A 25636-nucleotide genomic window follows, 5' to 3' on the forward strand; every position below is an offset into this window, starting at 1 on the left:
CATTCGTGGACGCACTAAAACAAAAAGCGGCGCTCAATGCGCCGCTTTCTTTATCTAATGCATAGTCAAGCAGAGGTTAGTGGGCGGTTTTGGCCTCAATCTGCTGGCCATCATCAGTCGATGCCGAGCTGACTTCGATCTTGCGCGGCTTCATCTGTTCAGGGATTTCGCGCTTAAGGTCGATATGGAGCAAGCCATTTTTGAGGCTGGCGCCCGCGACTTCAACAAAGTCAGCAAGCTGGAAGCGGCGTTCGAAAGCACGCGAAGCAATGCCACGATAAAGCACTTCACCGGTTTCAGAAGCATCGTCTTCGGCCTTCTGGCCCTTCACGGTCAACTGATTGCGATGCGCTTCGATTTCGAGTTCACCTTCCGAGAAGCCTGCAACGGCCATGGTGATGCGATAGGCGTTCTCACCCGTCCGCTCGATATTATATGGCGGATAAGACTGCGAGCCTTCTGGCGATGCAAGTGTATCGAGCATCGAGGAGAAGAGACGGTCGAAACCAACGGTGGAACGATAGAGTGGAGAAAAATCAACGTGACGCATGTGTAAGCCCTCCTTAAGAGCGACATAATGCTTTAACTGGCGGCAGAACTCCCATTCTGGCGAATTCTCTGGTGCCGGCGGCCCCGTTTACGGCAACCGCAAAACTTAATTGGGAGTACCGCTTTTTGTTTTCAAGGATGATTTTACTTTAGCTTGTCGAAAAATATTGCGGAGGCAAGCAGCGCCGCGTGCCTGATTGCTACACGGCACATCACTTAACGTAATAACTCCTGATCGTTTGCGACCCTTAAATTGGGGTTTCCGCCATGCAATGAACCCAAAATGAACACCATCTTCGGCGAGCGTTCAGGTGCTTGGGAATAATCTTCCCCTATGCCTGCTGAGAGGCGGGTTTATCAAAGGATTACGGTTATGAAAAAAGCTCTTCTTGCTTTTGCCGCACTTGCCACTGTCGGAACTGCTGTCGCAACTCCGACCCTTGCCGCAGACAATGGTCTGCGTGTTCAAGTTCAGTATTATGACGACATGCCCCCTCCTCCACGCGGCGGACCACGCCCCGGCTGGGATGGTCCGGATCGCGGATATGACAGAGGCCCAAACTGGGGGCCTGATCGTGGTCCCAACCATGGCCCCGGTCGCGGACCAGGCTGGGGTGACGGCTATGGTCGCCCTGAAATCTTAGGCCCGCGCCAAATTTCGCGGTCACTTCAACGGCGCGGCTACGATGTTGGTGATATGCGCCGCGATCGTGGAGCATATCTTGTTAAGGCAACCCGCCCGAATGGCCGTCGTGTAATCGTCGTCGTTGACGCTTTCAGCGGCCGCATCATTGATGAACGCCGCGCGGGTCGCGGCTGGTAGCTTACTCTTATTTTGAAAGATCAGTCTGTGTAACGTCCCTTGCACAGGCTGTTTCCTGAACCGGAAGTTTGCCTGCAAACTTCCGGTTACTTTTTATAATTGTTTATCTCATTATACTGGCACATGAATTTTAGCTGGGGCAGCAATCTGAATGCCAGATCTTCTTTTTGAAACCGGGGCCAACCCAATTCCCGCAGGAACAACGTCCGGGCTGTTTAAAGCCAAAGATGGCATTGATCTGCGTTATGCAATTCTTAAGTCAGAAGCTAAGCCCTCACGCGGAACGATTATTCTGCTGCAAGGCCGCAACGAGTTTATCGAAAAATACTTTGAAACAATGTTAGACCTTGTTGCACGTGGGTTTACTGTCGCCACGATGGACTGGCGCGGGCAAGGTGGCTCGCAACGGCTTCTCAAAGATCATATGCGCGGCTATGTGCGCAATTTCAGCGATTACACCGACGACCTAGATCAGTTTCTCACGCAGATCGTTCTTCCGGACTGCCCACCACCCTTTTATGTTCTGGCGCATTCAGCGGGTGCACTCATCACCTATTCAGCAATGCATAAGCTCGCATCGCGCGTCAGCCGCATTGTGCTATGCGCGCCGCTGATGGGGTTGCGGCCATTGCAATCCGGCGATGATAAAATGCGACGTATGGCAACGGCCCTGCGCTGGCTTGGTATGGGCACCAGATACGCCGCTGGTGGGCGCATACGCGGCGAGCGACTATTTGAAAATAACCCGCTGACCAGCGATCCGGTTCGCTTTGCACGCAATATGGAAGTTGTTCGCAACAATCCGGATCTGGCGCTCGGTGGTCCAACCATCAACTGGATCGGCAATGCATTGGGGGCGGCGTCTCGGATTCATCAGCCCGGCTTTTACGAAGGACCGACAGTGCCAATCCTCATCATTGCCGCCGGTGCCGATACTGTCGTCTCAACAGCTGCTACCGAACGGCTCGCAGCCTGCACCCGTAATATCTCGCTTGTCGTGATCGACGGAGCTCGCCACGAACTGCTTCAGGAGGCCGATTTTTACCGGGAGCAGACCCTTGCTGCCTTTGACGCCTTCATTCCCGGAACATCGGAAGTGGAAACGTTGCCAGACAGCCTTGAGCCTGCCAACCCCGATCAGCAGTGACTATCAGCTGTTGAGTAGCTCAAGCGCCGCCTGATGCAGTTCCGGTGAAGCGGCGGCAACAATATCGCCGCCCTTTTCTGCCGGGCCACCATCGCGCTGTGTGACCACGCCACCCGCCTGCTCGATAATCGGGATAAGTGCTACGATGTCATAAGGTTGTAGACCGGCCTCGACGACAAGATCGGCAAAGCCGCTCGCAAGCATGGCGAACGCATAACAATCGACGCCATAACGCGATAGACGAACGGTATTTTCCAAGCGGTCAAAACCTTTGCGTAAATCGCCTTTAAACAGCGCTGGCGTGGTGGTGAACATCGTCGCATCATCAAGCTTTGCCTGCGCGCGCACCGCAAGGCGACGTGGTTCTGCGCCTTCGCGTATCAGATATGAGCCGCTGCCATCACTGTAGAAAAGTTCTCCCGTGAATGGCTGAGACATCATGCCAGCCTTTGCATCGCCGCCTACCGTCAGGCCGACCAGCGTTCCCCATACGGGCAGGCCGGAAATGAAAGCGCGGGTTCCGTCCACCGGATCAATCACCCAAACATGGCTGCGGTCGATATTTTCTGGGCCATATTCTTCGCCAAGAATACCGTGGTCCGGAAACTCCCGGCCAATCACTGCACGAATCGCACGTTCAGCCGCACGGTCTGCTTCCGTCACCGGATCAAAGCCAGTGGTATATTTGTTGTCGATTTCATTGAACTGGCGAAATCTCGGCAACGTTTCTTGCGCTGCAACACTCGCAATTTCGGAAAAAAATGCCTTATCGATCAGCAATCCCAAACTCCCGTTTTCATCAGTTGATGCATTGATATGCAATCTTTGCTATTATTGCCTATAATTTGAGCTAACTATTTTTAGGCTCAAAAAATATGCGTAAATCCTTGACCAGAAAGGCTTTGCCGCGTAGCTTAAAGGCCAGACAGGCTGTCCTGTCGATGCCTTTCGGGGCATTTCCTCCCTAGTCTTTGGCCGCGCTTCTTCATTGCAGCGCGGCTCTTTTTATGAATATACAGAACTATTCCGCGGCCAGCGGCGGCACGACCAGAAGCTCGTCCGGTAGCGACGTGAGATCGCTCAGGAACTGATAGAGATCTCCGCACAGCGCCTCGAAGCCAACAAGTTTCTGCAATGTCTGTTCATTCATATAGAGACTGCGATTGATCTCAATTTGCAACGCATAGCACGCTGCGGCGGGCCGCCCATAATGCTCCGTGATAAAACCACCCGCATAAGGCTTGTTATGCGCAACCGTGTAACCAAGCCCCTGTAAGAGCTCCATCGCAGCCTGTGTGAGCTGCTCGCTGCACGACCGACCAAAACGATCGCCGATAATAAAATCTGGCCTCCCGCTAGTTTCCCCTGAACGCGTGCCACCCGGCATGGAGTGGCAATCGATGAGTACCGAATAGCCGAACTGCTGGTGTGTTATCTTCAGCAAAGCATCCAGCGCGCGATGGTACGGCTTGTAAAGGTGCTCAATTCTGTAGAAAGCCTCTTCCAGTGCAATACGACCGGGATAGATCAACTGTCCCTCACCCACAAGACGCGGCACTGTTCCCAAACCGCCCGCGACGCGTGCAGACTGTGTGTTGACGAAAGGCGGCAGAGGTTCGGCAAACATGCGCGGGTCAAGCTCGTAAGGCTCCCGATTCACATCAAGGAATGCGCGTGGAAAATGGGCTTTGAGCAATGGCGCACCAAGCCTTGTAACCGCTGCAAAAAGCTCATCGACATAGCAGTCTTCCGAGTTTCGGATAGCAAGCGAGTCGAGACGCGATTCTGCCAGAAAGGACGCTGGATACATGCGCCCGCTATGGGGCGAATTGAAAACGAACGGAATCCGCTGCTGCGCCGGTACACAGATCTCAAAAGGAGGAATTTGATTAAAATCGCGCTCCAGACTCATAGTCTTAATCCGTCCTGCTGCCTTCGGGCGACAAGTCATAAGATAATTTAGCTTTTAAAGCAGTATCTTAAACGAGCCCCGGGTCATCAAATGTTTGACATCCGAACGTGCGCCCTCCCTCTACATGGCAGCCGCGTCAAACGACAAAAAGCTGTAACACAAAACAGCTTGTTGCCAAACAGTGGCCATAACAATTAACATTTGCGAGAGCATTCATTTCATATTTACCAAAAGAGCGTTTTGTAGAGGAAACGCTGAGTCGTCGGCCATGCAGAAAGCTGTGCACGAACGACGTGACATTCGGACGGACCAATGAAGAGAATTCTGCTAGCTGAAGACGACAACGATATGCGTCGCTTCCTCGTGAAAGCGCTGGAAAAGGCGGGTTATCACGTTACGCACTTCGATAATGGTGCAAGCGCCTATGAAAGATTACGCGAAGAACCGTTCTCGCTGCTGCTAACCGACATTGTCATGCCGGAAATGGACGGGATCGAACTTGCTCGTAGGGCGACCGAAATCGATCCCGACCTCAAGATCATGTTCATCACCGGCTTTGCAGCCGTTGCACTGAACCCCGATTCTGATGCGCCGCGCGATGCAAAAGTGCTTTCCAAGCCCTTCCACCTGCGTGATTTGGTGAACGAAATCGAAAAAATGCTGATTGCCGCCTAGGCAATCAGTGCCTTTTCCGGGATTTGATAAGTTCTTCAACATTAAGAACAAAAAACTTCGAAAAGGGCATTGACGGGCGCAACGCGATATGGTGTATGCGCCACATCGAATGGGCGTATAGCTCAGCGGGAGAGCACTACATTGACATTGTAGGGGTCACAGGTTCAATCCCTGTTACGCCCACCATTCGAACCTCCGACACATCAATATGTTAGATAGAATCAGAGAGCGGAATAAATAGTTCTCTTTAGGTTCACTGAACCTTGCATGAACCTAATGCCCCTTTTTCTGCGCGGCTTCCATCCCGTTAAAGCGACTTCAAGCCGCCCCCCACGACAAAGGCAACGAAGGCTGCAACCAACCCGCCAATAATCATCCAGTTGATCCGATAGAGAGAAGACTGGATTCCCCTAACCGAGTTTTCCAGTCCTGAAAATCGGGTATCGATACGCGCCTCCATCGCCACCCATTTCTCATCATTGCGGGCGCTTTCAATTTCCCGCTGACGTTGCCACGTCTCCAAAGTAGCAAGCCGCTGATTATTCGTCTGTGTCGCTTGTTCTAGCCCGACAACGCGGGCGCGGAGGTCTGCTTCTGTATCTGGCATTGATGTACTCACTTCCAACAGCCCCGCGCATTACCGAATTGATTGTGTGACGCGATACCCTGCCCTGCCTTTAGATCATTGCCAGCCAGATAGAGCGCCGTGTCAGGCTTAAGGCTAATCTGCTTCCAACCCGCGCAGTTGGTCGCATTGCTCGCGCAGCCCGCCAAGCTGCTTGCACAGAGCAACAGCATCCATATTGATAACTTCCTCATCTATATCCGCCCTCTTTTGGATTGCCTTTACGGTTGCTTCTGCTGCGGCTAATGCTGACCGCTGACGCTCTTTGATTGTTCCGGCCACATATCCAGCAGCCAGACACAAAAATGCCGCCAGTACAGCGGCGGCGGTTATCTTCAACCAGTTGGGGATTAGCGCCCAGATCATGATTTGATCTTTCGGTATATGCCCCAGAGAGTGAGGGCCAGAACCACACCGCCGACAATAATACGCGCCCACTGGCCGCTTGTTAGGCTGTCTTGCTGGTCAACAATGGCCTGAGTAATGTCTGGCAGGATCGGGCCGACTGCACCGCCAACACCGGCAGCACCAGCACCACCGATTGCCACAACATCGGTTTTATCCGTCTTCGTCGTCGCTGTAACTGTGTTTGACGATACGAAAGCACCCTTGGCCCATAGACCAGCCTCGGCAGCGCGACGGTTAACAAGGCCTTGAACAGTGACTTTCTTTCCGGTCTTCGGATCAGTAGCCTTTACCCATCGAGCCAATTGGCCCGGAACAGCGCCGTAATCACCTTTGTTCAACTTCTTAAGCAGCGTGGATGAATGCAGTTCACCAGTGTTGAAATCGAAGGAAGTCAGGACAGCGAACTGATTATCGGTCAACGGCACCTTTACAAGCTTTTCGACCCGAGCTTCGAACTTTGCCAAGTCCTTAAGCAAGATACGTGATGCTTCTGCCTTCGTGATTGTCATTCCCGGCGTAACATTTGGAGATCCAGCCGCGGACGTATGCCCATAACCTATCGTCCAGATACCAGCCACGTCCTTATAAGCAGTCAGCTTAAGCCCTTCCCATTGCTGGATGAGCGAAAGCCCCGCCGCATTGATGCGTCGTGCCATTGTGTTTTCCTATTTTTGTGATTGTTAGGGTCTTGAAACCGATAAAGTGGTCACTAAATCGAAGCCGTCATTCCAACATTTAACGTTCGATCAAATGGAGGTTTCGATGAGCGACCGTTTGTTTGACAGTCCTGTTTTTGTGAAGGACGGCCCTTACCTTGTTAGAGAGATTGCAAGCATCGGAGATGCGATAGATTTTCTTTATGATTGGCCGGAGTACGACCGTGGCCTCATATACGAAACTGCCTGGAAAGCGTGCTGCGACAGCCATGACGGCATTAAACCAGTGGAAGCAGCTCAAAACGCTATTCGAGGCTTTGCTAAGAAACGAGGAATTCTCGAAGAACCAACAGTGGCACTACCTTGGATGAAGGGCAAGAAATCAGGGGGCGGCCTAGTTCAGGCTTGAAGGCGCATCATGATTTGGTTTCTAATATTTGAAGCAGCTATACTTGCTACGCTCTCAAGCGTGGTAGTTAAGCTAGGCTGGAAAGAGATCAGGTATTACATGAACCACCGACGTAATTTACAGCGCTAAACCACAGCCCCGGCCTCATAGCCGGGGTTTTTGTTGACAGTTCCAATATGGCTGTTTCATCGAATGGATGGGCCATAACGCACTTATTGCGTTTTGTTAATTTTATGAGATAGTTGGTGAGAGCAAATGAAGCCCCCGTTTCAGAAAAGCTCGGCCCCGGAGTAACCCCATTCTCTGGGGCTTTTCTTTTTCATCAACATAATTAGATTATAAAAGCGCTGATACGTGAGGCAGTCTGTTGATGCGCAGCCCTGTCACGTTGGGGGATGTGGCAGGGCTTTTCTTTTTCGATTTCGTTTTGTATTTAATGATTGCTCGCTTGGACCTTCAAATTCCGATCATTCCTCGCAAGTAGCTCCGGGTCAGCCACCAACGCCGGGGCTTTTCTTTTCTAAATTTTGCTGTAATGGTTTAGCTGCACTCGCGGCCACCCGCCAAAGTTGCCTGAGTGTAGCCCCGGTGGACTTTGCGGTCGCCGGGGTTTTCTTTGATGCGAACATATTGAAAGAAGCGCGAATGTTTCATCCGCATTTAGATTTGTATGACGCACTCTTATTAGGTACTGCTCTGATAGTTGTTGTTGTGCTCGTCGTTATCGGATGTATTTCCAAAGGAAGCCTCTGACTTTCTTTCGGCAATAAAAACCGCCTCAAGGGCGGTGCATCAGGTCAGGTTTTGGTGGCGACTTATGGGGCTAAAAGTTCGGAGGCACGCGCTGCGCCGAATAGATCATTTGCTATCTGCTCAAGCAGCGGCCAAAGCTCATGGTCTGAACGGAATGTTGTAGCATTGTTGAAAATCTGGACGGTGCGAACCGATTGCGTTTTCATCACTTCGGCCACCTGCTCGGCTTCTACTTCCGTCATGCGCTCCCATAAAGTGACAGCCGGTATGACGGTGATTACTATCTCAGGCTCTGGTTCGACATATTCGGCCACGCTTTGGAAATTGCTGTCGCGCAAAACGTTCCAAATTTCTTGGCCTCGTTCTGTGTCGTACCCGTCGAAAACTGCGAACGGCCAATCTTCATTCGTACCGTGGATTTTGGCGAGGCCAAAGACATGCGTTTGCTCTGGATTGCCCCACTGGGCGGATAGTATTTTTTGCACCACCATTATCCTATCCTTTTCCAAATCGTTGTGCGTTGTGCATTGCTCGCAGTGTTTGTTGTGCCAATAGGTTGAAAAGTCCCGTAATTCAGAGGGCTGCTTATATCACCATTGGAATTTGACCACTGCAACTCGCCGCCGCCAACACTTTGCGGGTTAATTGTCGTACCGGAGTATCGTAACAAAGCAAAACCGCCGACCGGGATTACCTCAGACAGCAGATAGTCACGAGTTCTGTCAAAGCCACGGGCCTCAATTCGATTGTAAATACCTTCGGCGGCATTCGCATTCCCGAAACGAGTAGTCCAAATAGAACCATAAACTCCGCCGTCTGCTCTGAATGACGCTGTTCCTGCATACACCCAACCAGTCGCACGTACATCGATACAGGTCACATTTCTAGGGATTTCAGCATCGCCCCAATGCGTGAAAGCGAAGTAATTTATAACCGAGCCAGACTTTGCAGATATAACCGCGCGAACGTCGGTCCCTATACGTTCCTCTCCGAAGAATGTTACCTCAAGATTTGAGTTACCAATCCGGCCAACATATGCAGGGGTATAATTTCGCTCACCTACAGCGGTATTGCTTCGTGGGTAGAGCGTATAGAGAGGGGCCGTAAGCGTTCCTCCAATCAAACGAAGGTAGCGACTGTCATAGATGGTTTGAAGCGCCGCCTTTATATTGGCCCATGTCGTTTTGAACATGGTTGATCCGCCAGCCTCTACGCCTGAAAAGAAATCTCCATCTGCGGGAGTTGTCTTTCCGTTTGCGCCTGCAATGGCTGCACCAACTGTTGCTGTGCTCACTGGCTGCACGCCAATGTTCGTTTTCGCTTGCGTTTTCTGCGGCTCGGTCAGCTCTTGAGGGGCGTATGATACTGCTGTAGCAGCTGCGACCGTCTGCCATGAAGCATCACCATCCGCAGCACTGTTCTTCGTAAGCACTTGACCTGCTGCACCGCCCGGAGCCTGAATTGCAGTATCAGCTTTGGCAAGTGACGCTAGCGTTCCGGTGGACAGCGCAAGGTTTCTGTCAGCCGAAAGATCCCCGCCGCCTGAAAGACCTGTTCCCGCAATAACTGCACGTGACGGCTGGACCGCAGTATCTGCTTTTGCAAGGGAGGAAATTGAAGCAGAGTTCAGCGCAAGCGAGCGATTTGCAGATAAATCACCGCCACCTGCTAAGCCCGTTCCTGCCGATACTGTCCGCGCTGGCTGCACAGCGGCATCAGCGCGTACCAAGCTTGCCTGCGTGGCCGCATCCAGTGAAATTGTTCTATCTGCGGCAAGCGTACCACCACCGGTCAAACCATTGCCAGCTATGACCTGTCGGGCAGGCTGAATCGCACTGTTGGCAAGCGCAAGACTTGCAATAGAAGTAGAACTGAGAGCAAACGTCCGATTTTCCGCAAGAGTGCCACCGCCTGCCAGTCCCGTACCAGCTATTAGTGTCAATGAGGGTTGAACGGCTGTATTGGCTTTCCCACCCTGTTCAGCTGTCGCGAAGTAAGCAACATCTTTCGCAGAAGCCGAACCAAGAGAAGATGGAGTTGCTGCTACATCGTTTCGAACCCCAGCCTCAACCTCAGCCTTGGTTGCTGACGGGATTTCAAATGAATGTGTGTGATAAGGAACTGCCATTTCAGTTCTCCGTTACGGAATTTGCAGCCGCCAGCAATTCAGCAAGTGACACATGTACAAACTTGCCATTTGCGAATAACACGACGCGGATTTTTGATTTGTCTTTGATGCCGCTGATAGCGGCGGGTAAAACAGTTTCAGCCATCAGAACTTCACCACTACATATACAGTGTTGTTGACTGGACGGGATTCATTGCCGCCAGAACTGCTTGTTGTGCCGCTGTAGGCATGGTCATGGTTCGGAATTGAAGCGATCTGCAAACTTTGATCTTGGTTGGCAGCGCCTAACCAACCTGACGAGTTACCGTTACCCTGCCCTCGCCCAAGAGAAATGGTCTGGCCTCCGTTCCCCGATGTTGTCCCACTGAAAGAGTGAGAATGAGCAATATTCTGACTTGCTTGCTGTGAACCAAACACACGCCCGCTATCCAGTCCTCGCCCGTCATCCCAACCACGCATGAAGTTGCCGCGCCAATCAGGAAGAAGGAAAGTTGTGGAACCGTCGCCAGCACCAAAGCGAGTGCCGATCACATTGAACAAGGCCGCATAGGTCGTGCGTGAAACGGCCCGCCCATCGCAATAGAGAAAACCGGCTGGCACTACAGGGGCGGCCATAATCTCATATGCCCCAACAGGCTTGAATGACATGGTTGGATTGAGCAGGAGCCAACCGCCTGAATTGCTATCTAATGCTGTGGAATAGATCAGTTCATAGATGCCATTTGCGGTGATATTGCCACTGGATAAGGCCGCAACTCCGGCATTCGCGCTCACCGTGAAAACGGGCTTTGAACCAATTGAGTTAACATTCAAGGTGGTCGGCCCCGTATTCGTATTAGAAGCACGAAACGAAATACGGATACCGTCAACATAAGAATTAAACGGGCTTTTGGCGGCGAAACTGATAACATTCGCAGTGCCGGTAGTGGCGGTAACCGCGCCCAGATCAGAGAGCAATTCACGCACGCGCTGCATCATCGAGCGCGCCGAGTTGTTCACCGTGGAAGGCGGCTGTCCTTCCTGCCAATTGATATTGTCGTCAGAGTTGGCGTTTGATGCCGCTTGAAGTGACCAATCCCAGATACTGCTCATCAGCGCACCTGCTTTCCTTGGTTAAGAAGCTGCATGATGTAGCCAGCCAGCGCATCGCCGTTGTTGCTTCCGTATTGTGGTTGACCGCCTTGTGCTGCACCTCCCGGTGCGCCACCACCACCGCCCGCTCCAAGCATCTTGCCAATGCCCTGCACGCCTTCTAGTGCTTTGCCGAATCCGGTCAGGCCGTTAATCGATCCATTTGCCAGCCCACTTGTAAGGCCGCTTGCAAGGCCACCAGAGGCGGCACCTGTTGCCGCGCCGCCGAGCATTCCTGCGCCGAGACTAACCATTTGAAACCTGCTTTCCTAAAAGGGCTTGAACGTAATTCGCCAAAGCTGTTGCTTGTTGCCCTGACGGGCCTTGAACCGGCGCGAGTTGCATTGCAGGTGCCTGCGGAGCCTGCTGCTGTCCGCCTCCAGCTGACATTGAGCCGAACATCTGGCTCACGCCGTCGAGATAGTTGCCGTCTTTGACCTGATCGACGCCCGCCATAAAACTCGGCTGCTGCTGTTGCTGAGAGACTGGCGCAAATGCGCCCATGATGCCGCCCTGCTGTTGCGATCCGACATTAATTGGCTCGCCCATTGGAGGGGCTGGCGTGCCGCTCTCTTGCGGCGGCGATGCTTGTTGTGATGCGACTTGGGAGCCGACACCGCGCCTTCCGGCTAACTCGATGTGCCAATTTTCATTTGAAAGCGGGAAGGCTAAACCAAAGCGTCCTGCATTTTCATGCGCCCACTTCAATGCCGATGGATCCAGATATTTTAGATCGCTGGCATGACCGTGGTTGTGATTTGACCTACCGGGAGGGGCGACCCATTTGCGCGCAGCTTCTGGAGAACCGTACTTTTTTAATGCGCCGTCCCATAGCTCTGCCTGCCTCTGCGGAGAGCGATAACCTGATGTTACCCTGAGATGCTGCAATATTTCAGGAGGAGCAGCGCTAAACATATTTGCCAGCGCCGAGGAAAACTGCGGATCAAGCCCTGAAAAGCTGTCTGGGCGCTGCGCCCCGCCCACTGCGTATCGTGACCAGTCAAAGGCCATTGCTTTCTCCATAGAAAAAAGGCCCCACGCAAGTAGGGCCTTGTGATTACAGATATTTCTGATTAGTGCTAATCTAATAAACAGGCGGGGGTCTAAATGTCTGATCAGAAGTACATTAAGAATTGCATTACAGTTTTTTTTGATAGAAGTGAAAAGCAAGATAATTCAGTAAAATACAGTATTATTTATTTGTTAGGTTCTATATTTGCTGTAATTGCTTTTATAGTAACATTAGCTTTAAATAAACTTTCATTCAATTCATTAATGGTTTTTAATATATCGTGCGCACTATTACTTTCTATTGTTACGATTAGATATACATATATATTACAATATTATATAAATTTAGTAATAATCGCTCTAAGCGTTGCAACACTATGGATGACAATTTCAAATGACTACTTGCTATCAAAATACGAGGTAAAAATTGGGCCGTGGGGATTTACGACATTAACATTAACCATTCTTTTTTACTGCTACAAATTTGGAATTGAAGTAATTATTGCTATAGATCACTTTTATCCAGGCAAGATTAATAGAAATTCTAAGATACACCCTTCAAGAAAATTAGTGAGGCGGGAGGCAACCCGTAGGTCGCTCCTCTATGCCGGTCGCCGTCGGAGACACTGAATGTTTGACCATTATAGAGATGTTGCTCAACAGATTGCCGAAGAAGAAGACAATAAGTAGCCCTCGACTCCCGGTTGCGACTCGGCTTGATTGGTTGAGTTAACAACGGGGAGGCTTAAATGGCTTATAATCTATTCATTGCATACGACTTGATACCGCCTGGGCAGAACTATGAAGCTGTTCAGGATGCGATTAAAAGTCTTGGCTCTTACTATAAGTTCCAGCTTTCATTGTGGTACGTCAACACCGAGTACACCCCTGCCGATGCTTATGCCATCGTTTCTGCTGCTATCGATGCCGGGGACAGATTGGCGGTTATCAATGCTGAAAGTGGCATTGTCTCCAATTGGGATAACCCGCCCATCGATGCGATAAATGCCATCTGGAGTAAGCCGTAACACTGCATCAATACGACCAATCGTAATCTCTTGGCGGTCAATCCCGCCAATTGGTTTTCCTTGCTCTGACATGGCTTATGCTCCTATAGTGTTGTTGGCGATAGTTAAGGGGTTACATGGGCTTTTTTAATTCAGACAAAGAGCTAGATGCTTACGAGCGCCGTCAACGAATGCTCGACAATGCCGCTCCGCATTTACACACCGCGATAATCATGAACGAGAATACCGCCGCGCTTCTATCTGAGCTGCGCTTCATTCGTTGGTTGCTTATCGCAATCCTAGCTATGCTGATAACCTTCGGTGTTCACTTCTTGCCAAAGGGTTGGTGGTATCAAGGGTGGCTGTTCACATGAAACAGATCGACCACATACCCAACGAAAAGCGCCCTCCGAAATGGATTTGGAAGGCCGCATGGGCTGTTGTCGCGCTGTTCTGGCTTCTTCAATGGCGCGATGGCTTCGATTGGGAAAACATCGCATTAGGTGGCATCACTATCGGGGTGTTGGTTGCGTGGGCAATGGAAAAGACAGGTGGTGAAACTCCTGAATCATGGCGAAGCAAGCCGCGCCGCCGATAAGCCGCCCTGCGCATTAATCAAAGCATTGTATATCTTACGGGTCTCTGCCGACATTGTGCCTTTAGCAAACTGATTTGCCAGATATTGTTGCATCTTTTCAGACATGAGAACCTTGCCCGCAACCTTTGGCACTGCTGCACCTGCCATTGCCCCACCAATACCCATCATCACATCGCCTGACGCTCCGCCTGCAATCGCGCCCATGCCGGCGGGCAAGCTCATCAATCCACGGACGGCCAGCCGCGATGATGTGCCGCTTTCTGGTAAGGGTGTCATTGCTGCCTGACCGGCTTTTACCAGATCAGTAAAATCGCTTTTACCTGTTGCGAAGGCCAAACCGTTTTTGCCTTTGCCCGCCGCTTGAGCGAGCTTTGCCGGGGTGATGAAACCTTGTCCACCTGCCTCACCAGCACCACGCGAAGCATCCGCCACAACCCGGAAATTGCCCCAGAACTTTCGCAACTGCTTCCATGCCCCAAGGTCTTGCGGGTTTGTTTTCTGAATGGATCGCTCCATCGTATCATCAAGAGCGTTGCGCAAGCCACGGTACGCTCCAGCCAGCATGTCATCATTTCCGCGTGCAGACTGTGCCAACTGGCCTAAATCTGAGCGCGCCTGTTGATACCATTGCCCTGATACATTGCCTTTATTCTTCAAGAATTCATCCACAATGTCTTTGCGAACACGGTCGAAAACAGGCTTTTTCAGCGCATCGAGCTTTTCACCATACCGATTTACTGTCTTTGCAATGTCGTTGACCATACCTTTATCAAGCGTCAGCGAATTTCGGGCTGATATATCCTGAAAGCCCTGCGAAAGACGCTGCTCCAAAGCTCCCAGATTATCAGGCGTTGCCAAACCTGAACCGCCAGCTTTTCGCATCGCGGCGTCTGTGTAAGCTCTGGCCTGCTCTTCCATCATATCGGCAGCGCGTGCGCCACCAAGTTCGCTTTCAGCATAGCGAAGGCCGCGACTGCCGGTTTTCTGCCCTGCCGTGAGCGGGATGCCTTCACTTTCAAGCGTGCGAACGGCTGCTGTGCGCTCTGGCGAAGCGGTGAATGGTGATCGAGCTTTTTGAAAAGCCTTTGATGCGCCCGCAATGGCGAACGGCGTTGCAAATCCAGCAATACCACCAATTGCGCCGCCTGATTTAGCGCTGTCTAGGCGACCCTCTGCCCCTTCTCCCGCGCCAAAACCATATCCTGCACCAAGAGCGGCACCTTCTGCGCCAGACGCGAGAGCCACGACAGGCAAGCGAGCGCCAGAATTGATTGCTGCATTTGTTGCTGACAATCCGCCCTTTGCGAGGCCCAAGCCAGTGCCAAGTGCGCCGCCGACCTGACCGCCATAATAGGCGACAGGATGGTCATCTGCTGCACGGCGTTCTGCTTCACGCATACGGCCCAGATTATAATCGTAGTCGCCACCGAAAGGCACGGTGAGTGCTGCGCTTGCCTCATCGAGCAGATTGAGGCCAGCACCTTGCCCAACACCGATGCCAAGTGCATTTGCGCCACCCTGCGGGATATTTGGATTGCTTGGACTGCGTAGGTCTTCCATTTGGCCGGTCTGAGGATTCAAGACCATGCCTTCTGGCGGCTGACCATAAGTACCGTCTGCATTGCGCGGGTCAGGCAAAGCCGTGCCGCCGCGTGCGAGCGTAGGGCCGACAGTTCCGTCATTCTGGAAGCTACCTGCATCCGGGAATTTTGACGCAATCATGCCCTTGATCTGTTCGGCTGGCATATCGTCAGGAAAATTAACCTGCGTGCCATCAGGCATTTTAACAATCGGCATGACTAAGCCTCACTGTTTAAAATATTCGGAATAGTCAACAACACTTGAACCGCTTGGTACAGTTGACGTGTCAACCTTACCTTGCACTGCCAAGCCCTGAATATCGCGGCGCTTCTGTTTGATGAACGCCTGCAAAACAGCTTTCTTTTCAGCAGGACTTTTGTCTGGATCGCCGAGTGTGGCGCGTAGTGTTTCGCCTTCTTTCTGGGTGAAGGCCGCACCAAATGTATCGCGCAGCATAGGCAGAACTTGGTTATCGACCTTGGCGATATACTCAGCTCGCGCAAGAGCGGAATCCCGTGGTTTCATTCCAAGCTCCTTCCTGCCTGCGTCAAGCAACTTACCTGTAGTGGTGTATGTAGCCTTGTCTGATAGGTCTTCGAGTTCTTCAACGACCAATTCCAGCCCCGGCAACTTGCTTGACATGCTGTGGTAGGAAGCCAATGCTTCGCCCTCGGCTGCGCCAGCCTTTTTATCGCGCTCAGCATTCGCGAGGTTCTTCGGTACTGTTCCAACAATCTGCCCTGAGCGTTTGTCTTTGATTGCAAAGCTATCGCCCAGATCAATTTGCTCTGTACCCGTCGAAATATCGAACCCGCCTGTATCAACCTTCTTGAATGAGCCATCCTTACCGAGGACGCCCAAAACGGGGTTGCCCGTCTCATCCTGCCCCCAAATCGGGTTCAATCCGTATTCCGTATCGCTTCCATCGTCACCGCCCGGCAAATCGACAATTTGGCCTGTCTGCCGGTCAAAGACTTTCTTGCCGACCGCCATATATCGATCTTTCGCATCCAAACCACCTTGTGCTTTGAGGCGCGCTGCCTCTACATCATAACCAAGCTTCTGCAATTCGAGCATCGCCTTCGGATCGCCGCCCTTGCGCATATTCTGCAGAACTTGAAACGTCGCTTGTGGGTTTTGTGCCAGTAGCTGCGCTTCACCTTCTGGAATACCGCGAGAGGTCAGATATTTAATCGTCTGGTTTTCCTGCTTGCGTTCCTGCACGGCACCCATGCCGCCGCCAATAGCTGACAGAACACCATTGCCCCGGCCAAGCCCCTGTAGAAAGGCTGCAACCGTTCCCATGTCCAAGCCGCCCGAACTGGCTGGCGCTTGCTGCTGTGGCTGTTGCGGTGTGCTCTGCGGCTGCAATAGGCTAAGTGAAGCCTGATAATCCTGCGGCGTGATTGGCGCTGCATTCGCGTCAGGCTGCGGCGGGAAATAGTTTAAATCTCCCTGCGGAATCTGCCCCGGAACTGGCGGCATCTGCTGTGGGATAGCTGCCGTCGCGGTCTGATCAATCTGCTGTGGCTGCTGCTGACCAGTCATAAGCATGTTCTGAGGCATGAATGGCATTTGAGCCGTTAGCATGTTTGGAAGGCCGTTGAAGCGATAATCAAACATTATGCTGCCTCCATTTCAAAACCGAGTTGAGAATAATCGACACGATACAGGCCATCAGCACCGAGAATGACTGCTTCCGGCTTATCTGTGAGAAGATCCTGAGCCATGACACCGCGCCAACGTTTGGTCATGCCGCGATAGTTCCACTCGTAGAGTTTGAAGCCATTACGCTCGCCAACAGGAACAATGTTCTCCTTGGTGCGAATGTCGGAAAGAAGATTGAAGCCCTTAGAACTGCTGTCTTGGCTTCCGGTAGTTGTGCCGTAATTTCCAGCTGCGCCCGCTGCCGCTGACTGGAGCAAGCCAAGTCGTGTCCAGCCCTGATTGTCCGTTTCAGTCCACTTGGCTTTATCAGCATCGAGCTTGGCCTGTGCATTCTGGTCGAGAACCTGACCACCTGCGAGCTGATTGGCTGCTGCGTTCGAGTAGCCTTGATAAAGCGAATTGAGGCCTGACAGCTTGCCCAGATTAGCGCTGTCAATCTGGCTGTTCGCGTTCATCATATTGCTGACGTCTTGATTGTACTGGTTAGCCATTGCATTGGTCGCAACCTGACCAAGCTGGTTAGACATGACGCCAGTGTGAGCGCCGGAGCCGTAACGCCCTGCGCCTGACATGCTGGAGTTAATGGTTGTGGCCGTATTGTTCAGCGTGTTCTGGAGCGCTTCATTGAAGGCTGTGTTGTTGCCGATCATCGAACCGTTTGCCATGTTCGCAAGGTTCGTCGCGCTCGATGTGTCGCCGGTTGCCAGCTTGTTGACAGCATCTGAATTATACATATCGGCAGCACCAGTCAGCTTATTGACTGCACCTGTCGTTGTGCCGTTCAGATCGGTAACTCGGTCGCCCTGATAGACATTGCCGCCCTGCCCTGAGTTGTAGAGGCTTTGCGCGTCTTTGGCTGATTGCGTAAAGAGCGGCTTGGCCCAGCTTGGCGGTTCTGACGTTTGGCTGCTGTCACTTTTACTTTTACCGCTGCTCATGCCGCTAAGTCCTTTCCGAAACGGAACACAAGAGGCTTGTATCCGTGCTTTGCCAGTTGCTTTTGCCAGCCGAACCGGCCCATGGCATGAATTTCAGTGATGCCCTGCGATTGCGCGAACTTTTCCAGTTCAGTCACCAGATCGGCCAGATAGACGCCGCCTTCCCCGCCCAGATCACAAAGATGCAGCCGCTTTTTTCCGGTGAATTCAGAAACAAAAATCTCGGTGGTCACGAAGGCTTTAAAACTGTCGTCTTCTTCGAGAATAAGCCAAAGCTGGTTCTTCCCCTTGAGGACGTCAGACATAATGCTTTCGACTGTCAGATCGTCTGGAAAGCGCTCACAAAGCTTGGTCATTGCAGCCGTCAAAGGGCGACCGTAAGGCGCTATCTGGTCAATCGTCCAGTCTTGCGTATTGCTGATTTTTAGCGCCATCCCGCATCCTCAAAAGTCACGTCAAAGCCTGTCAGGTGTGACCATTCTTCATCTGCTGGAATACGTGTTTTGAAGCGATGAAACCGCGCCCTAGATCGTTTATGAGCAATGCCTGTGTTATATGAAGGGCTTGTCTCGGTCAGCCACTTAACCGGCTCGTACTGGTTACGTCGCATGCGGACACCAACAGACAAGAATAGCTGGTCAGTATCGACAATTGGATAAACGCGCCGTGTGCGCTGGATACGGCCATCAGTGGCGCCAAACTCTTGAGAAACGAGCGTAGCTTCCATATTGCCAGCCGTGAACGAACCAAGGCGATTACCCTTGAACGCCCCAAGAATAGGTGCTCCACCCTGCCAAGCTTTACTGTCGAGCGAAAAAGGCAGCGTCTCGATATTCAGTGACACCGCGTCCAAGCCTTCAAGCGTGTAACCTGCTGTGTAAAACGGCACGATGTCGGTGGCTGAAATCTCAACCAATGACCATTGCTGCACGCCCCAATCATAAATAAGCATCTCGTTGTAGATGCCGACACCATTGTAATCCATCGCCCAATAAACGCGGGTGTAAAACGGGTCGATGACAGCAGACATTTCCGAGAGATTGGAAGCCGCCATTTTCATAAACGTTGAACGGTCAACTTTTTCGTAGCCAATAGGCAACAATTCGCCGCCGTCTGCACTGATCTGGAAGAACCCGCCCTCATCAGCAAAGAATGCATAAGAGCCACGGCAAGCGATGCCCCACGGCGATTTTGCCCCACGCTTGTCTTGCGATTTGTGGAAGGTGAAAATTATGTCTGAGCCGGGAACGAATGTGCCCGCATAAATAGCCGATTGCAGGAAAATCAGCGGGTTTGTCGCTTCGGTTGAACCCTGAACGCGTCCACCGTCTGGAAAGTCCTGATAATCAGAACTATTGGTTCCCGGTGTCCAGAATTCGCAATCGTTGAGACCAGACCATTGAACGCGATTTGGATTGTCTGGCAGCATCATAAGACAAACAAAATCACCCCAGATTTTCACCAAGCCAGCACGCGGCGGATTGCCTCCCAAATCGCGGAAGGTCGTGTTAACGCCAAGCTGGAACACCTGCGGATTGTCATTCTGATTGACCGCAATTACATACTCACCAAACAGCGCAAACGACCAAGGCGATTCATCGGAAGCGTGGTATCCGCTGACGGTTTTACTGACCTCGTTCCACTCCAAAGTGGTGTTGTCGAGCAAATATAGTCCTGTTGTCGTGCCGCCAAAGACATAGACCGACTGATCGAGCGAACGAACGGCAAAGACGCCAAGCGGGTCTTCTGGGAATGCTTCTGTGAGAGCACTCCAGTTTTTCATGGGAATGTAACCGTTGGCAGACGGCAGAACGTTCAAAAGCTGGTCCGTGTAGGCCGCATTGATGTCTGCCACGTCTGGGCGATACTCGGCGGCTGTAATAGCAACCATCAGAATGCCGTCCCGATGATTTTACCGCGCCCATTGCGGCGCGAAGTTTCAGCCGATAGCGCGCTATCTTCCTCGTTGTAGTCATTCAAAGATGCGCCTGCGAGCATCGCATCTTTCAGATAATCTTTGTAAAGCTGGTACTTCGCACGCGCTTTGATCAGGTCAAACGCTTCGGTAAACCAAGCATTGCTATCCGTCGAAGTCTGGATTTCAGCCAGGCGATATGGCCCAAGCTGCAATCGGATTGTGTATTCTGTGTCGTTTGGAATGGGATAAAGCCGAATGCGCTGGCCGAAATATGTAAACATATAAGGCTCGCCACGTGAGGCCGCGTTGTCTGAAACTGTTTCTATGTCTTCCGGCATGACGCGGCGCAAAGTTGTGCGCTGGCCGCTGCTGTCCTCGCAATAAGCGGCAACAATCCGCACGAGCGTAGAGATATTGGCATTGTCGGCCTTGCCGTACCATTCACGACCAGCAACAGTTGAAAACGTCACATCGCGGGTTTCATTGAAATAGTAGACATTTCGCTCGCAGAACCGAATGGCCGCAAAAATGCAGTTCTGTATCTGAGCCGTATATTCGCCCGTCGTGTCGTCAATCTCGTCTGCGATAACCGTCATCATGTCGTAGAATGTGCGGTCTTGTGCGTCGAGAAGCGCCGGGATGGTGTTGTTCGGACCCGAAGTCGTGACAAGAATTGCCATTAATCACCTCACAAGCTTCGTGAAAGTGAAAGAAGGGCCGAAGCCCTCCAATCAGTTTTGAACTGCATATTCAACAACGATAAAAGCTTCACCGGCTGTCGCTGCGGCACTTCTTGCGAAGGTCAGAACAGTTTCCAGAGGTCGGTAAGCGTTCGCTATTGCGAGCTTATCGAGCGGGGCAATTGCAGTCGCGTTGAGGGCCTGTGCAGCCAGATACTCATTTGCTGCGCCGCCCTGCACGCCAATATTCAACGTACCGCCGCTAAAAGCCGTGGTCACATAAACATTGCCGCGAAGAATGATGGCCTTGTCTGGCAGAATGCCAATTTCACCCTCTGTGTTCAGATCATCGAACCGAACACGCTTGCGAATGACGTGGGTAACCTGCAAGGCCAGTTGGCGACCTTGCTTGGGCTGGTTTGGATCATTGGTAGCCATGGTTCATCGCTCCTTACGAAGGCTGCGCAAAAGTCGGAATTGCGATGACGCCGAAATCGGAGCCATCAAACACCGTCTTTTTGAAGCCAAGAACCGTCTGTGCCGAAACACCCAGCTCACGCTGGTAATCGAACAGTTCTTCGACCTGCTTGTATTTGTTGGGGGTGGTTTTCATGCCGTATGCAGTCACAGCAGACTGTGCACCGAGCAGAACCGCACGGCGGACGTTTGGAACCAGCTTGCCAGTTGTAGAATGCACACCCTGCACAACGTGTTCAGCTTCTCGCAGAATGACGTTGTTGTAGACGCCAAGAGCACCAGAGAAGATCGGATTCTCAGAACCACGCTTTTCAGCCGCCTTCTGAATATCCAGCCACTGGCCTTCTTCGGTATTACGGCGAAGCTGAGTGGTGTGAATCGGGTGAATGTACATCACATAGTGATTGTCACCATTGATACGCACCGGACGGATCTTTGGATTAGCAAGCTTGGCGCGCTCTACTGCCTTATCAATCAAGGATAGTTCGAAGATATCGGCAGCAACGAGTGCTTCGTCTGTCGCTTTGCCGCCCGCACGAATAATACGGTTGGCAGATGGAGCGATTGGCGCGTTAAAGCCCCAATGCACCGGCTTGAGGTTAACGAGACGACCTTCAAACTCCATCGTAGGCGCTGTGAAGCCGCCCCAATGGATAAATGCAGTCATCGAAAGACGATCTGCATACCAGTCTGTAAGACCTGCGCTTGCTTCTTCACGAAGTTTGAACGGCACGCGCTGCGCATCAATTGTGCCCTCGTTCTTAACTCGGACAGCGTGCGCTAGCTCGTTGATGTAAATCGCATCCGAATAAGTTGAAAGCGCTTCTTCGTTGCCTTCAAGCACTTCGCTTTCAGATACACCATCACCAACGAGCTGACGACGAAGACCAAAGGTCACTTTATCGCCAGCTGATTTCTGTGTTTCGTCTTTGAGCTGAATGATGCTGTTCGAAGACGTTCCGATCAATGGTGCGATGGCAACAGCCTTAGGCACCTCAACCGCCAGTTTCTTCGACCACAGCTTGTTCGCCAAGGCGTCATTGACGCCAAAGTTTGTGGTAGTCATATCGAATTTTCCTGAGATTAGTTGCGGGGTTGGCGCTGCACTTCACGCCGTGAGCGGGCGAAGACGGATTGCTGCCGTCGCAGTGTCGGATTGCGCCCCGACAAGCGAAGGGCTGTTTAAAGCCATGCCAAGGGCTTATTCTCGTATCATCCGCCCATAAGAGCGTTGAAACGTCTTTCGTTCGCCGGGTCTTTCATCCAAGCATCGAATTCTTTTGCAGGCATAGCCGCGATTGCTTCGGCTGAGAGAGGATCGCCAGTGTTGGTTCCGTTCGATGCGGTCAGCGTCTTGGAGGAGCGCTGCGCTTCATCGATCATATTAATTTTGTCGATTGTCTGCTGCTGCGGGTTTGGCTGCTTATTGGCCGTGTATCCGTAGCCTTGTGCAATCTGATAAACGGCTTGCGCGGGATCTTGGCCTGCCTGCTTGGCCTGAATGATGATCTGGCGAAGCTCTGCGTTAATTTGAGCTACACGCGCCTGCTGGTTGCCGAAATTAGGATCAACTGATGCAAAAGCCTGCAACTGATTATCGCGAAGCTGCGCAAGAAATCCTGTCGCCTGATCAAAATCTGGAATTGACGCTTTCGCCTGATTGGCGCTGTTGTCCCACGTTGACCAGATAACTTGCTCTTGCTGCTGGTGCTGTTCGCGCTGCTGCTGTTCCTGCGTCTGTTTCTGACGCTCGGCTTTATCGGCTTCGAACTGCTTACCCTGCCACAACAGATGGCCGATAATGTCTTCTGCTGGGTCTGGCGGTGTTTCTTCTTTTGGCTGTTCCTGCTGCTGCTTATTGGCTGCGAGCAAGGTATTCCAGCGGTCATTTAATACGGCCTGATTGCGCTGAATTTCTTCAAGTGCGGCCTTAGTCTTTTTGTGTTCCTCACGCTCTGCGTGAAGCGCACCATGCGGGACAAACTTGCCTTTTTCGTCACGCTCCTGCCCGGCTGGTTCGGCCTGTGCTGGCTCCTGTGAAACCTCTGTAACAGCGGGCTGCTCAGTGGTTACAGCCTCCTGCTCGATAACATCAGTCGTGCCGCCGCTTTCGAAATACGCTTGTTCTGCCGCCGTTAAGCCGCCTGTGTTTTCCTCAGCCATCATTCAACCTCTAACTTGTATCGGGTAGCAAAACGGTTGATTTCCATTCGCGATTTATAAAAATCTTCAACAAAATCGATGTATTGATTTATAGCTCGCTGATGAGTTTTAGGCTCAATCTCAGCGATGAAGGCGAGGTCATCTATAAGCTTTCTGACCCTACCAAGTTGAAAGTCGCTAACAGAAATCTTTCTGAACAAAGCCTCTAAGGCTTTCTTCTCCTTCTTTGTCATCTTGCACCTGATTGCCCGTCTCGTGGGCCTACGAGGCTTGATACGCTCAAGCGGGCGAAGCCATCCTGATTGGATGGAATTACATCTCAACGCGTGCGCGTTTGGTATTGGCGTTCTGCTGTCGGATAGAGTTCGAAACCGCATTTGCAGCGTTCTTCTGCATATCGATTTCAGCTTTTTGCGAAGCTACAGCAAGATCGATTTCAGCCTTACGCTGCTGCACCATCAGATCAATGTAGTCGGATTCCTGCTTCATCTGCGCGGACTGCTGCTTGATCTGAATATCGGCTTGCTTGCCCTGTAAGGCCAGTTGATGCTTCTGCATTTCTGCCTGCATCTTGATTTCTTCGGGCGTCGGCTGCGGAGACTTTTTGGCCTCCTCTTCCTGTGCCTGCTTTGCCTTCTTAATCCAGCTATCAACGAGCGTTGCTGGAAGAGGCGAATATTTCGCAATCTCCAGCATCATGTCCGGCGATATGATTTCTTTCAGCATTGGCAGCATTTGCATCATAATGCCCCACGTCCGCTCTTTCTCGTTTGGACTGGTTGGCGCATCATCGACAATGATGTCGTAGTCTGCATCAGTGATATTCTCACGTGTGAGAGGCACATATTCCTGCTTTTCATCGCCAACGATACGAACGAGGCGACCATCTGACAGGTAGTTTTGGATCAGATAGAGCATCACGCGGCCCTGTCGCTTGCGATAGCGGCGAAGACTGTTGAACAGAGAAGCCAGAAGATTAAGCGATGACTGACGGCGCTGTGCTTCCAATACGCCGGCCTGATCGACTTCGCGCGTTCCGATAAACTCAGGCGACAAACCAGTTACTTGGCTGATTGCTTCCTTGCTTTCGTTGAAGAGAGCAAAGAACCCTGTCGGAAATTGCGCAACCGGCTTTGGCTGGATTTTATCAGCGCTAAGTTTGCCGTTCTTTGCCCATGTGATACTGTCAGCCTTAGCCCAGCTCTCCTCTGCTTGCCGGTCGTCTTCGAATGCACCGCGTTCTGCGATAATGCCGCCTTTAGATTGGCTGTTGAGTAGATACATAACCTGCGAGAAGAACTTATTTGCCCAACGTTGCGGGTCTTTTGTCGGGCGCACAACGCCATAGAACTGTTTTTTCAGTTTATCGCGATAGCCTGTGACACACTCCCAGCCAAACATGCCAGCTGGCACGAGCGGGCGATCTGGCTCACCCAGCAAGTCGCGACCGATGAATGCACGCTTCACAATCTTGCGTGACTGCTTGGCAAAGCGGAAACCCGGAACATTCTTTTTCAGCAAATCAATCTGCTGCTTGGAATATTCGCGCATCTGGCCTGTTTGCAGATCTGGCCCGCGATAGTAGGTTTCGCGTTCCATCCACCGACATTCGACCAGTGTGCAAAGCTTGTTGTTGTACTTTTCCGCAATATCGTTCTGTTCACCCGTATAGAAATCAGCTTGCGTTTGATCGTGCGGCTCTGCTGGATCGAGTGCTAAGGTTTTTGCCCATGCTGCATGCAGGAGTTCCGGCGCAACGTCCGGGAACATTTCTTTCACTTCGGAGAACGGCTTCTCATCAACAAACCAGAGGCGCGTTGCATCTTCAAGATTGGGCTTAACCGCATTGCAGTCCCAAGCCATTTTAAGCGGGTCCATGCGCTGCACGATTGGCGCGCCATCCGGCTCTAACTCAAAATCAAGCCGAGTATCAGTCCAACCCATGCCGCAAATGACGCTGTCTTCGAATGCATCGCTGTCTTCATCCTCTGCGCCAGCTTGGTCGCGAAACCATTCTGCTGCACTGGTCAGCAACTCGTTCGCTTCCGCATCGCCTATTTCGCGCGGGATATAACGCACCTCACGGCGGTTATTGATTTCAGAGCCAACAACAGCATTCACTAAAGGCGCAACACGATTGAAGGTCATCACAGGACGCCCTTGCTCTCTCAAAGCATTGGTGTCTGCTTCTGACCACTGATCGCCATTATAGAAAGCGTAGTCCTCGCGAGCCTCTTTGCGCCATTCAAGTGTGTGCTGAATGTCCTGCTTGTACCAGTTCTTAAGTTTCTGGCTCAGGCTATCTTTATCAAGGCGCGACGGGTCGCGGCCCTCGGTTTCATCGACCGAAGGCTTGTAATCTTCATCTGCTGCCATTGA

General features: G+C 51.8%; 31 protein-coding genes and 1 tRNA gene. 9 read left to right on the forward strand and 23 right to left on the reverse strand.

Going from position 1 to position 25636, the window contains the following annotated elements:
- Window positions 1–76: 76 nt before the first annotated feature.
- Window positions 77–550, reverse strand: a complete 474-nt coding sequence (locus tag ACOZHT_RS08390; protein WP_339509976.1) for an Hsp20 family protein — start codon at window positions 548–550, stop codon at window positions 77–79.
- 372 nt (window positions 551–922) lie between these two features.
- On the opposite strand from ACOZHT_RS08390, the gene ACOZHT_RS08395 reads away from it, so the two are divergent.
- Together ACOZHT_RS08395 and ACOZHT_RS08400 are read left to right on the forward strand one after the other, a co-directional pair.
- Complete coding sequence (locus ACOZHT_RS08395; protein ID WP_339509977.1) at window positions 923–1372, forward strand: PepSY domain-containing protein; 450 nt, start codon at window positions 923–925, stop codon at window positions 1370–1372.
- 151 nt (window positions 1373–1523) lie between these two features.
- A complete protein-coding gene (locus ACOZHT_RS08400; RefSeq protein ID WP_421565556.1) occupies window positions 1524–2519 on the forward strand; it encodes an alpha/beta fold hydrolase in 996 nt (331 codons plus the stop codon).
- Between the two features lie 3 nt (window positions 2520–2522).
- On the opposite strand, the gene hisN is transcribed toward ACOZHT_RS08400, so the two are convergent.
- Together hisN and ACOZHT_RS08410 are read right to left on the reverse strand one after the other, a co-directional pair.
- The gene (hisN, locus tag ACOZHT_RS08405; RefSeq protein ID WP_339509979.1) at window positions 2523–3299 is read right to left on the reverse strand and encodes a histidinol-phosphatase; all 777 of its coding nucleotides are present in this window, start codon (window positions 3297–3299) and stop codon (window positions 2523–2525) included.
- Between the two features lie 241 nt (window positions 3300–3540).
- The gene (locus ACOZHT_RS08410) at window positions 3541–4431 is read right to left on the reverse strand and encodes an N-formylglutamate amidohydrolase (RefSeq protein WP_339509980.1); all 891 of its coding nucleotides are present in this window, start codon (window positions 4429–4431) and stop codon (window positions 3541–3543) included.
- A gap of 312 nt (window positions 4432–4743) precedes the next feature.
- On the opposite strand from ACOZHT_RS08410, the gene cpdR reads away from it, so the two are divergent.
- Together cpdR and ACOZHT_RS08420 are read left to right on the forward strand one after the other, a co-directional pair.
- Window positions 4744–5106 (forward strand): cell cycle two-component system response regulator CpdR, encoded by a 363-nt coding sequence (cpdR, locus tag ACOZHT_RS08415; RefSeq protein WP_007877205.1) that lies wholly within the window; start codon window positions 4744–4746, stop codon window positions 5104–5106.
- Window positions 5107–5217: 111 nt separating this feature from the next.
- Window positions 5218–5292, forward strand: a tRNA-Val gene (locus ACOZHT_RS08420).
- A 121-nt stretch (window positions 5293–5413) separates the two neighbouring features.
- On the opposite strand, the gene ACOZHT_RS08425 is transcribed toward ACOZHT_RS08420, so the two are convergent.
- The 3 genes from ACOZHT_RS08425 to ACOZHT_RS08435 all read right to left on the reverse strand — a co-directional run bounded on the left by ACOZHT_RS08425 (window position 5414) and on the right by ACOZHT_RS08435 (window position 6795).
- Window positions 5414–5713: a hypothetical protein gene (locus ACOZHT_RS08425; protein WP_421565557.1), complete on the reverse strand. Its 300-nt coding sequence runs from the start codon at window positions 5711–5713 to the stop codon at window positions 5414–5416.
- Window positions 5714–5827: 114 nt separating this feature from the next.
- Window positions 5828–6097: a hypothetical protein gene (locus tag ACOZHT_RS08430; RefSeq protein WP_421565704.1), complete on the reverse strand. Its 270-nt coding sequence runs from the start codon at window positions 6095–6097 to the stop codon at window positions 5828–5830.
- Window positions 6094–6795, reverse strand: coding sequence for a lysozyme (locus tag ACOZHT_RS08435; RefSeq protein ID WP_421565558.1), 702 nt, complete (start codon window positions 6793–6795; stop codon window positions 6094–6096). The genes ACOZHT_RS08430 and ACOZHT_RS08435 overlap by 4 nt, the downstream gene beginning before the upstream one ends.
- A 106-nt stretch (window positions 6796–6901) precedes the next feature.
- Here ACOZHT_RS08435 and ACOZHT_RS08440 point away from each other — a divergent pair, with 106 nt between their 5' ends.
- On the forward strand, window positions 6902–7204 hold the full coding sequence (locus ACOZHT_RS08440) for a DUF982 domain-containing protein (protein WP_421565559.1): 303 nt from the start codon (window positions 6902–6904) through the stop codon (window positions 7202–7204).
- Between the two features lie 815 nt (window positions 7205–8019).
- Here ACOZHT_RS08440 and ACOZHT_RS08445 read toward each other — a convergent pair.
- Genes ACOZHT_RS08445 through ACOZHT_RS08470 form a run of 6 tightly spaced genes read right to left on the reverse strand, consistent with a single transcriptional unit; the run spans window position 8020 to window position 12227 of the window.
- Window positions 8020–8448 carry a hypothetical protein gene (locus ACOZHT_RS08445; RefSeq protein WP_421565560.1) on the reverse strand — a complete coding sequence of 143 codons (429 nt, stop codon included), beginning with the start codon at window positions 8446–8448 and terminating at the stop codon, window positions 8020–8022.
- The gene (locus ACOZHT_RS08450; RefSeq protein WP_421565561.1) at window positions 8448–10085 is read right to left on the reverse strand and encodes a hypothetical protein; all 1638 of its coding nucleotides are present in this window, start codon (window positions 10083–10085) and stop codon (window positions 8448–8450) included. Before ACOZHT_RS08450 ends, ACOZHT_RS08445 begins: the two co-directional genes overlap by 1 nt.
- Window position 10086: 1 nt before the next feature.
- Window positions 10087–10230, reverse strand: coding sequence for a hypothetical protein (locus ACOZHT_RS08455; protein ID WP_421565562.1), 144 nt, complete (start codon window positions 10228–10230; stop codon window positions 10087–10089).
- The gene (locus ACOZHT_RS08460; protein ID WP_421565563.1) at window positions 10230–11177 is read right to left on the reverse strand and encodes a phage tail protein; all 948 of its coding nucleotides are present in this window, start codon (window positions 11175–11177) and stop codon (window positions 10230–10232) included. Before ACOZHT_RS08460 ends, ACOZHT_RS08455 begins: the two co-directional genes overlap by 1 nt.
- Window positions 11177–11470 carry a hypothetical protein gene (locus ACOZHT_RS08465; protein WP_421565564.1) on the reverse strand — a complete coding sequence of 98 codons (294 nt, stop codon included), beginning with the start codon at window positions 11468–11470 and terminating at the stop codon, window positions 11177–11179. Before ACOZHT_RS08465 ends, ACOZHT_RS08460 begins: the two co-directional genes overlap by 1 nt.
- Window positions 11463–12227: a D-alanyl-D-alanine carboxypeptidase family protein gene (locus tag ACOZHT_RS08470; RefSeq protein ID WP_421565565.1), complete on the reverse strand. Its 765-nt coding sequence runs from the start codon at window positions 12225–12227 to the stop codon at window positions 11463–11465. Before ACOZHT_RS08470 ends, ACOZHT_RS08465 begins: the two co-directional genes overlap by 8 nt.
- A 96-nt stretch (window positions 12228–12323) precedes the next feature.
- On the opposite strand from ACOZHT_RS08470, the gene ACOZHT_RS08475 reads away from it, so the two are divergent.
- The 4 genes from ACOZHT_RS08475 to ACOZHT_RS08490 all read left to right on the forward strand — a co-directional run bounded on the left by ACOZHT_RS08475 (window position 12324) and on the right by ACOZHT_RS08490 (window position 13832).
- Window positions 12324–12857, forward strand: a complete 534-nt coding sequence (locus ACOZHT_RS08475; RefSeq protein WP_421565566.1) for a hypothetical protein — start codon at window positions 12324–12326, stop codon at window positions 12855–12857.
- Window positions 12858–12976: 119 nt separating this feature from the next.
- Window positions 12977–13255 (forward strand): hypothetical protein, encoded by a 279-nt coding sequence (locus ACOZHT_RS08480; protein ID WP_421565567.1) that lies wholly within the window; start codon window positions 12977–12979, stop codon window positions 13253–13255.
- Between the two features lie 116 nt (window positions 13256–13371).
- Window positions 13372–13608 carry a hypothetical protein gene (locus ACOZHT_RS08485; RefSeq protein ID WP_421565568.1) on the forward strand — a complete coding sequence of 79 codons (237 nt, stop codon included), beginning with the start codon at window positions 13372–13374 and terminating at the stop codon, window positions 13606–13608.
- Window positions 13605–13832, forward strand: coding sequence for a hypothetical protein (locus ACOZHT_RS08490; RefSeq protein WP_421565569.1), 228 nt, complete (start codon window positions 13605–13607; stop codon window positions 13830–13832). Before ACOZHT_RS08485 ends, ACOZHT_RS08490 begins: the two co-directional genes overlap by 4 nt.
- On the opposite strand, the gene ACOZHT_RS08495 is transcribed toward ACOZHT_RS08490, so the two are convergent.
- The 11 genes from ACOZHT_RS08495 to ACOZHT_RS08545 form a co-directional block, all read right to left on the reverse strand.
- Window positions 13803–15629 (reverse strand): hypothetical protein, encoded by a 1827-nt coding sequence (locus ACOZHT_RS08495; protein WP_421565570.1) that lies wholly within the window; start codon window positions 15627–15629, stop codon window positions 13803–13805. The genes ACOZHT_RS08490 and ACOZHT_RS08495 overlap by 30 nt on opposite strands.
- Window positions 15630–15638: 9 nt before the next feature.
- On the reverse strand, window positions 15639–17036 hold the full coding sequence (locus ACOZHT_RS08500; RefSeq protein ID WP_421565571.1) for a hypothetical protein: 1398 nt from the start codon (window positions 17034–17036) through the stop codon (window positions 15639–15641).
- Window positions 17036–18019, reverse strand: a complete 984-nt coding sequence (locus tag ACOZHT_RS08505; RefSeq protein WP_421565572.1) for a tail fiber domain-containing protein — start codon at window positions 18017–18019, stop codon at window positions 17036–17038. Before ACOZHT_RS08505 ends, ACOZHT_RS08500 begins: the two co-directional genes overlap by 1 nt.
- Window positions 18016–18453, reverse strand: coding sequence for a hypothetical protein (locus tag ACOZHT_RS08510; RefSeq protein ID WP_421565573.1), 438 nt, complete (start codon window positions 18451–18453; stop codon window positions 18016–18018). Before ACOZHT_RS08510 ends, ACOZHT_RS08505 begins: the two co-directional genes overlap by 4 nt.
- On the reverse strand, window positions 18444–19910 hold the full coding sequence (locus ACOZHT_RS08515; protein WP_421565574.1) for a hypothetical protein: 1467 nt from the start codon (window positions 19908–19910) through the stop codon (window positions 18444–18446). The genes ACOZHT_RS08510 and ACOZHT_RS08515 overlap by 10 nt, the downstream gene beginning before the upstream one ends.
- Window positions 19910–20617, reverse strand: a complete 708-nt coding sequence (locus ACOZHT_RS08520) for a hypothetical protein (RefSeq protein ID WP_421565575.1) — start codon at window positions 20615–20617, stop codon at window positions 19910–19912. Before ACOZHT_RS08520 ends, ACOZHT_RS08515 begins: the two co-directional genes overlap by 1 nt.
- A gap of 51 nt (window positions 20618–20668) precedes the next feature.
- Window positions 20669–21055: a hypothetical protein gene (locus ACOZHT_RS08525; protein WP_421565576.1), complete on the reverse strand. Its 387-nt coding sequence runs from the start codon at window positions 21053–21055 to the stop codon at window positions 20669–20671.
- A 13-nt stretch (window positions 21056–21068) separates the two neighbouring features.
- Complete coding sequence (locus tag ACOZHT_RS08530) at window positions 21069–22160, reverse strand: N4-gp56 family major capsid protein (RefSeq protein WP_421565577.1); 1092 nt, start codon at window positions 22158–22160, stop codon at window positions 21069–21071.
- Between the two features lie 146 nt (window positions 22161–22306).
- Window positions 22307–23260 (reverse strand): hypothetical protein, encoded by a 954-nt coding sequence (locus ACOZHT_RS08535; protein ID WP_421565578.1) that lies wholly within the window; start codon window positions 23258–23260, stop codon window positions 22307–22309.
- Window positions 23257–23490 carry a hypothetical protein gene (locus ACOZHT_RS08540; RefSeq protein WP_421565579.1) on the reverse strand — a complete coding sequence of 78 codons (234 nt, stop codon included), beginning with the start codon at window positions 23488–23490 and terminating at the stop codon, window positions 23257–23259. Before ACOZHT_RS08540 ends, ACOZHT_RS08535 begins: the two co-directional genes overlap by 4 nt.
- 79 nt (window positions 23491–23569) lie before the next feature.
- Entirely contained in the window at window positions 23570–25633 is a 2064-nt protein-coding gene (locus tag ACOZHT_RS08545; RefSeq protein WP_421565580.1) for a portal protein, read from the reverse strand.
- Window positions 25634–25636 lie beyond the last annotated feature (3 nt).

Origin of the sequence: Ochrobactrum sp. EDr1-4, from assembly GCF_049199085.1 — a bacterium.
GTDB lineage: Bacteria > Pseudomonadota > Alphaproteobacteria > Rhizobiales > Rhizobiaceae > Brucella.

What these genes read in the sequence shown, in the direction of transcription:
- ACOZHT_RS08390 (WP_339509976.1), bottom strand. Translation starts at nt 550, where the DNA reads ATGCGTCACGTTGATTTTTCTCCACTCTATCGTTCCACCGTTGGTTTC.
- ACOZHT_RS08395 (WP_339509977.1), top strand. Translation starts at nt 923, where the DNA reads ATGAAAAAAGCTCTTCTTGCTTTTGCCGCACTTGCCACTGTCGGAACT.
- ACOZHT_RS08400 (WP_421565556.1), top strand. Translation starts at nt 1,524, where the DNA reads ATGCCAGATCTTCTTTTTGAAACCGGGGCCAACCCAATTCCCGCAGGA.
- ACOZHT_RS08410 (WP_339509980.1), bottom strand. Translation starts at nt 4,431, where the DNA reads ATGAGTCTGGAGCGCGATTTTAATCAAATTCCTCCTTTTGAGATCTGT.
- cpdR (WP_007877205.1), top strand. Translation starts at nt 4,744, where the DNA reads ATGAAGAGAATTCTGCTAGCTGAAGACGACAACGATATGCGTCGCTTC.
- ACOZHT_RS08425 (WP_421565557.1), bottom strand. Translation starts at nt 5,713, where the DNA reads ATGCCAGATACAGAAGCAGACCTCCGCGCCCGCGTTGTCGGGCTAGAA.
- ACOZHT_RS08430 (WP_421565704.1), bottom strand. Translation starts at nt 6,097, where the DNA reads ATGATCTGGGCGCTAATCCCCAACTGGTTGAAGATAACCGCCGCCGCT.
- ACOZHT_RS08435 (WP_421565558.1), bottom strand. Translation starts at nt 6,795, where the DNA reads ATGGCACGACGCATCAATGCGGCGGGGCTTTCGCTCATCCAGCAATGG.
- ACOZHT_RS08440 (WP_421565559.1), top strand. Translation starts at nt 6,902, where the DNA reads ATGAGCGACCGTTTGTTTGACAGTCCTGTTTTTGTGAAGGACGGCCCT.
- ACOZHT_RS08445 (WP_421565560.1), bottom strand. Translation starts at nt 8,448, where the DNA reads ATGGTGGTGCAAAAAATACTATCCGCCCAGTGGGGCAATCCAGAGCAA.
- ACOZHT_RS08450 (WP_421565561.1), bottom strand. Translation starts at nt 10,085, where the DNA reads ATGGCAGTTCCTTATCACACACATTCATTTGAAATCCCGTCAGCAACC.
- ACOZHT_RS08455 (WP_421565562.1), bottom strand. Translation starts at nt 10,230, where the DNA reads ATGGCTGAAACTGTTTTACCCGCCGCTATCAGCGGCATCAAAGACAAA.
- ACOZHT_RS08460 (WP_421565563.1), bottom strand. Translation starts at nt 11,177, where the DNA reads ATGAGCAGTATCTGGGATTGGTCACTTCAAGCGGCATCAAACGCCAAC.
- ACOZHT_RS08465 (WP_421565564.1), bottom strand. Translation starts at nt 11,470, where the DNA reads ATGGTTAGTCTCGGCGCAGGAATGCTCGGCGGCGCGGCAACAGGTGCC.
- ACOZHT_RS08470 (WP_421565565.1), bottom strand. Translation starts at nt 12,227, where the DNA reads ATGGCCTTTGACTGGTCACGATACGCAGTGGGCGGGGCGCAGCGCCCA.
- ACOZHT_RS08475 (WP_421565566.1), top strand. Translation starts at nt 12,324, where the DNA reads ATGTCTGATCAGAAGTACATTAAGAATTGCATTACAGTTTTTTTTGAT.
- ACOZHT_RS08480 (WP_421565567.1), top strand. Translation starts at nt 12,977, where the DNA reads ATGGCTTATAATCTATTCATTGCATACGACTTGATACCGCCTGGGCAG.
- ACOZHT_RS08485 (WP_421565568.1), top strand. Translation starts at nt 13,372, where the DNA reads ATGGGCTTTTTTAATTCAGACAAAGAGCTAGATGCTTACGAGCGCCGT.
- ACOZHT_RS08490 (WP_421565569.1), top strand. Translation starts at nt 13,605, where the DNA reads ATGAAACAGATCGACCACATACCCAACGAAAAGCGCCCTCCGAAATGG.
- ACOZHT_RS08495 (WP_421565570.1), bottom strand. Translation starts at nt 15,629, where the DNA reads ATGCCGATTGTTAAAATGCCTGATGGCACGCAGGTTAATTTTCCTGAC.
- ACOZHT_RS08500 (WP_421565571.1), bottom strand. Translation starts at nt 17,036, where the DNA reads ATGTTTGATTATCGCTTCAACGGCCTTCCAAACATGCTAACGGCTCAA.
- ACOZHT_RS08505 (WP_421565572.1), bottom strand. Translation starts at nt 18,019, where the DNA reads ATGAGCAGCGGTAAAAGTAAAAGTGACAGCAGCCAAACGTCAGAACCG.
- ACOZHT_RS08510 (WP_421565573.1), bottom strand. Translation starts at nt 18,453, where the DNA reads ATGGCGCTAAAAATCAGCAATACGCAAGACTGGACGATTGACCAGATA.
- ACOZHT_RS08515 (WP_421565574.1), bottom strand. Translation starts at nt 19,910, where the DNA reads ATGGTTGCTATTACAGCCGCCGAGTATCGCCCAGACGTGGCAGACATC.
- ACOZHT_RS08520 (WP_421565575.1), bottom strand. Translation starts at nt 20,617, where the DNA reads ATGGCAATTCTTGTCACGACTTCGGGTCCGAACAACACCATCCCGGCG.
- ACOZHT_RS08525 (WP_421565576.1), bottom strand. Translation starts at nt 21,055, where the DNA reads ATGGCTACCAATGATCCAAACCAGCCCAAGCAAGGTCGCCAACTGGCC.
- ACOZHT_RS08530 (WP_421565577.1), bottom strand. Translation starts at nt 22,160, where the DNA reads ATGACTACCACAAACTTTGGCGTCAATGACGCCTTGGCGAACAAGCTG.
- ACOZHT_RS08535 (WP_421565578.1), bottom strand. Translation starts at nt 23,260, where the DNA reads ATGATGGCTGAGGAAAACACAGGCGGCTTAACGGCGGCAGAACAAGCG.
- ACOZHT_RS08540 (WP_421565579.1), bottom strand. Translation starts at nt 23,490, where the DNA reads ATGACAAAGAAGGAGAAGAAAGCCTTAGAGGCTTTGTTCAGAAAGATT.
- ACOZHT_RS08545 (WP_421565580.1), bottom strand. Translation starts at nt 25,633, where the DNA reads ATGGCAGCAGATGAAGATTACAAGCCTTCGGTCGATGAAACCGAGGGC.